Origin of the sequence: Mesorhizobium sp. M2A.F.Ca.ET.067.02.1.1 (assembly GCF_004023285.1) — a bacterium.
Lineage (GTDB): Bacteria > Pseudomonadota > Alphaproteobacteria > Rhizobiales > Rhizobiaceae > Mesorhizobium.
Window position 1 is genome coordinate 1 of sequence record NZ_RZSB01000591.1, and the last position, 3,829, is coordinate 3,829.

Below are 3,829 nucleotides of genomic sequence, written 5' to 3' on the forward strand. Positions count from 1 at the left end.
GTTTCAAGGTCGATTTCATGCCTTACCTCCCATTTGCGAAACGCGTCCGGATGACGGTTTCAAGAGCCCCTCAACCCTCGCTCCTCCGAGGGCCTAAAACACGAAGCGCGATGCGCTGCCGATGTTTAGTAATTTGTTTAGTGATGCTCTTTTTACTAAACAACGCAAGCGAATTCGTTGCTGCGCCGCAGCATGCCAAAGCGCGTCATTGAAATCGTTGGGAAATGATCACCGGACCTGTTTCGGCCGCAGTCAGCTGGCCCCGGTGGCAGGGCTGGGGCTTGCCATGACCGGCCGGATCGCCGGCGCCGGCGGCAGCAGCGCGCGTATGTCAGCGAAGGGGAAAATAGGCTCGAAGCGGAAAGCTTCCGCCAGCGCGCCGGAGGCGCCGTTGCACTGGCCGGCGCGAAACTCGTTCTGGAGGCGCGCCCGGTGCACATAATGCTCCGGGCCTTGCGACTGGTGCGCGCGGATCGCTTCAGCCTTGATCTCCCAATGCTGCGAGATCTCGACATAATGCGTCGGTGAAAAACCGGTGCCGCCGAGCGTGTCGGCATGCAGCACCGGCACCGCGAAGGACCCCGCGCTGCGCACGCCGTCGGACAGCGCGCGGTGGTCGCCATGATAGTCATAGGGCGCATGGGTGATCGCGAGGTCGGGCTTCACCTCGCCGATCAGCGCCTTCAGCGCCGCAATCAGCGCGGCATCGGCGACGAGTTCGCCGTCGGGAAAGTCGAGGAAGCGCGGCTCGACGCCTAGCAGGCTTGCCGCCTTGGCCGCTTCCTTGCGCCGCCTGCGTGCAAGCGCCGCCGGGTCGCCCATACCGCCCTTGGCACCATCGGTGGCTATCGCAAAATTGAGCTCTGCGCCTTGCGCGGCATAGGCGGCCAGCGTACCGAACATGAATATCTCGATGTCGTCGGGATGGGCGCCCAGCGCCAGTATCTTCACGTCTTCTCTCCCGGAAATGACATGCCGAACGGAATTCTGCTCGCTCTCATCGCCTATGCAAGCTATTCGTTCAGCGACGCCGTCATCAAGAGCCTGGGCGGGCAGTTCACCGTCTTCGAGATCGGCTTCTTCTCGACCCTGTTTGCCGGCTGCTTCCTGTTCTTCACCAAGCCCGGGGACGAGCGCTGGCGCGATTTCTGGCGCACCAAAAGGCCTTGGGCGGTGCAAGCGCGCGCTCTGGCCGGCATCGTCTCTGGCGTGCTCAGCGTCTTTGCCTTCACCACTATTCCGCTGGCGGAAGTCTACGCGCTGATCTTCCTTGCGCCGTTGCTGGTCACCATCCTGTCGACAGTCATCCTCAAGGAGAAGGTCGGTCCCTGGCGGTGGCTCGCCGTGGTCGCCGGCTTTGCCGGCGTGATGCTGGTGGTGCGGCCGGGTTTTCGCGAATTGCATCTCGGCCATCTCGCCGCCTTCGCCAACGCCTTCCTCGCCGCCATCAGCGTCATCCTGATGCGCTCGCTCGCCCAGCAGGAAAAGCGCACGACGATCCTCGGCGCGCTGGTCGGCTACGGCCTTGTCTTCAACGGCGTCGGCGCGGCCGCCACCTCGTTCGCGCTACCCAATCTCGGGCAACTGGTCTGGCTGATGATGGCGGGCCTCTTCACCGCCGGCGGGCAGCTGCTGCAATTGCTTGCGGTCAAATACGCGCCGGCAAACCGCATCGCGCCGACGCATTATTCGCAGATCGTCTGGGCGGTCATCCTCGGCGCGCTGTTCTTCCAGGAATATCCCGACTGGCTGTCGCTGGGCGGCCTGGCGGTGGTCGGCGCATCCGGCCTGCTGACGATGGTGCGCGAAGAAGTCCGGCTCGGCACCGTGCGCTGGAACCCGTTTTCGCGCACCAGGCTCTGAGCGCATACGTTGCATGGCGACCGCGACCGCTGATATGCGGGCGACATGATGACGAAACCCTTGCCGGAGCTTCCGGTCACAGCCGTGCTGCCGGCACTTGGCGAAGCGCTCTCGCAGCGGAACAGCGCCGTGCTGGTGGCGCCGCCCGGCGCCGGCAAGACGACGCTGGTGCCGCTGGCGCTGCTCGACGCGCCGTGGCTGGGGGAGGGCCGGATCGTGCTGCTCGAACCGCGGCGGCTCGCCGCCCGCGCCGCAGCCCGCCGCATGGCTGAACTGCTCGGCGAGGAGCCGGGCGGCACGGTCGGCTACGCCATGCGCATGGAGAACCGGACCTCGGCACGGACAAAGATCCTGGTTGTCACCGAAGGCGTGCTCTCGCGCATGATCCTCGACGATCCGGAGCTGCCGGGCGTCTCGGCGGTGATCTTCGACGAATTTCACGAGCGCTCGCTGGACGGCGATTTCGGCCTGGCGCTGGCGCTCGACGTGCAGGGCGCGTTGCGGCCGGACCTGCGCCTGCTGGTCATGTCGGCGACGCTCGACGGCGCGCGCGTGGCGAAGCTTTTGTCCGAAGCGCCGGTGATCGAAAGCGAGGGCCGCGCCTTTCCGGTCGAGATCCGCTACGACGAACGGCCGGCAGGCACGGCGGTCGAGGACGCCATGGCCAAGGCCGTGCGCTCCGCATTGGCCACCGAGCAGGGCAGCGTGCTCGCCTTCCTGCCTGGACAGCGCGAGATCGAGCGCACCGCCGAGCGGCTTCAGGGCAACGTTGCGGCCGACACCGATATCGTTCCGCTCTACGGCCAGCTCGACAACAAGGCGCAAGACCAGGCGATCAGGCCGGCGCCGGCCGGCCGCCGCAAGGTGGTGCTGGCGACCTCGATCGCCGAGACGTCCATCACCATAGATGGCGTGCGCGTCGTCATCGATTCCGGCCTGTCGCGCCTGCCGCGCTATGAGCCGGCAAGCGGCCTGACCAGGCTGGAGACGGTGCGTGTCAGCAGGGCCTCGGCCGATCAGCGCGCCGGCCGCGCCGGGCGCACGCATGCCGGCGTGGCGGTGCGCCTGTGGCGGGCCGAGCAGACCGCGTCGCTTCCCGCCTTCACGCCGCCGGAAATCCTCGAGGCCGATCTGTCGGGCCTGCTGCTCGACTGCGCCGCCTTCGGTGTCGCCGATCCGTCGAGCCTGTCCTTCCTCGATCCGCCGCCGGCGCCGGCGCTCAACGAGGCAAGGGTTCTGCTCAAGGCGCTGCACGCCAGCGATGAGGCAGGGCGGCTGACGGAAGCAGGCGCCGCCATGCGCAAGCTGGCGCTGCCGGTGCGGCTGGCGCATATGGTGGCCGAAGCCGCGAAGACCGGCCATGCGCTCGAAGCGGCGACGCTTGCCGTGCTTTTGACCGAGCGCGGGCTGGGCGGCGACAGCGCCGATCTGGAGCGGCGTCTGATCCGGTTTCGCGGCGAGAAATCGCCGCGCGCCAACGCCGCCAGACAGCTCGCCGAGCGTCTGGCCAGGCAGGCCGGTGGCGGGCAGGGCGGCGAAGCGGCCTCTGCCGGCCCCCTTTTGATCCATGCCTGGCCGGATCGCGTCGCGAGGGCGCGCGGCGAGCGCGGCCGCTTCGTGCTCGCCAACGGTTCGGGCGCCATGGTCGATGCCGCCGATCCGCTCGCCAACGAAACCTGGCTCGTCGTCGCCGACTTGCAGGGCAAGGCGCAGAACGCCCGCATCACCGCGGCCGCGCCGGTCGGCGAAGCCGATATCCGCGCCGCTCTTGCCGATCGCTTCGAAACGAAGCGCGAGACGAGCTTCGACCGCGAGCGCCGCGCCGTGCGCATGCGCGAGACCGCCAGGCTCGGCGCCATCACGTTGTCCGAACGCATGCTGCCGGCGCCGTCCGGCGCCGATGCCGACCGCGCCATCCTCGACGCGCTGAGAGAGCACGGCCTGTCGCTGCTCGATTGGGGCAAGG

At 67.7% G+C, this 3,829-nt stretch carries 4 protein-coding genes; 3 read left to right on the top strand and 1 reads right to left on the bottom strand.

Translation table 11 applies throughout. The annotated features are described in order from the left end of the window. Positions 1-212, top strand: a 212-nt coding sequence (locus tag EOA28_RS39625; RefSeq protein ID WP_210214963.1) for a hypothetical protein, incomplete at its 5' end; no start/stop codon positions are given. Positions 213-252: 40 nt separating this feature from the next. Here EOA28_RS39625 and EOA28_RS28145 read toward each other — a convergent pair. Next, positions 253-951: a PIG-L deacetylase family protein gene (locus EOA28_RS28145; protein ID WP_128315502.1), complete on the bottom strand. Its 699-nt coding sequence runs from the start codon at positions 949-951 to the stop codon at positions 253-255. Between the two features lie 21 nt (positions 952-972). Between EOA28_RS28145 and EOA28_RS28150 the strand changes: the two genes are divergently transcribed. Together EOA28_RS28150 and hrpB are read left to right on the top strand one after the other, a co-directional pair. After that, positions 973-1,863, top strand: coding sequence for a DMT family transporter (locus EOA28_RS28150; RefSeq protein WP_128315503.1), 891 nt, complete (start codon positions 973-975; stop codon positions 1,861-1,863). A gap of 45 nt (positions 1,864-1,908) precedes the next feature. After that, on the top strand, positions 1,909-3,829 hold a 1,921-nt coding region (gene hrpB / locus EOA28_RS28155), incomplete at its 3' end, for an ATP-dependent helicase HrpB (protein WP_128315504.1).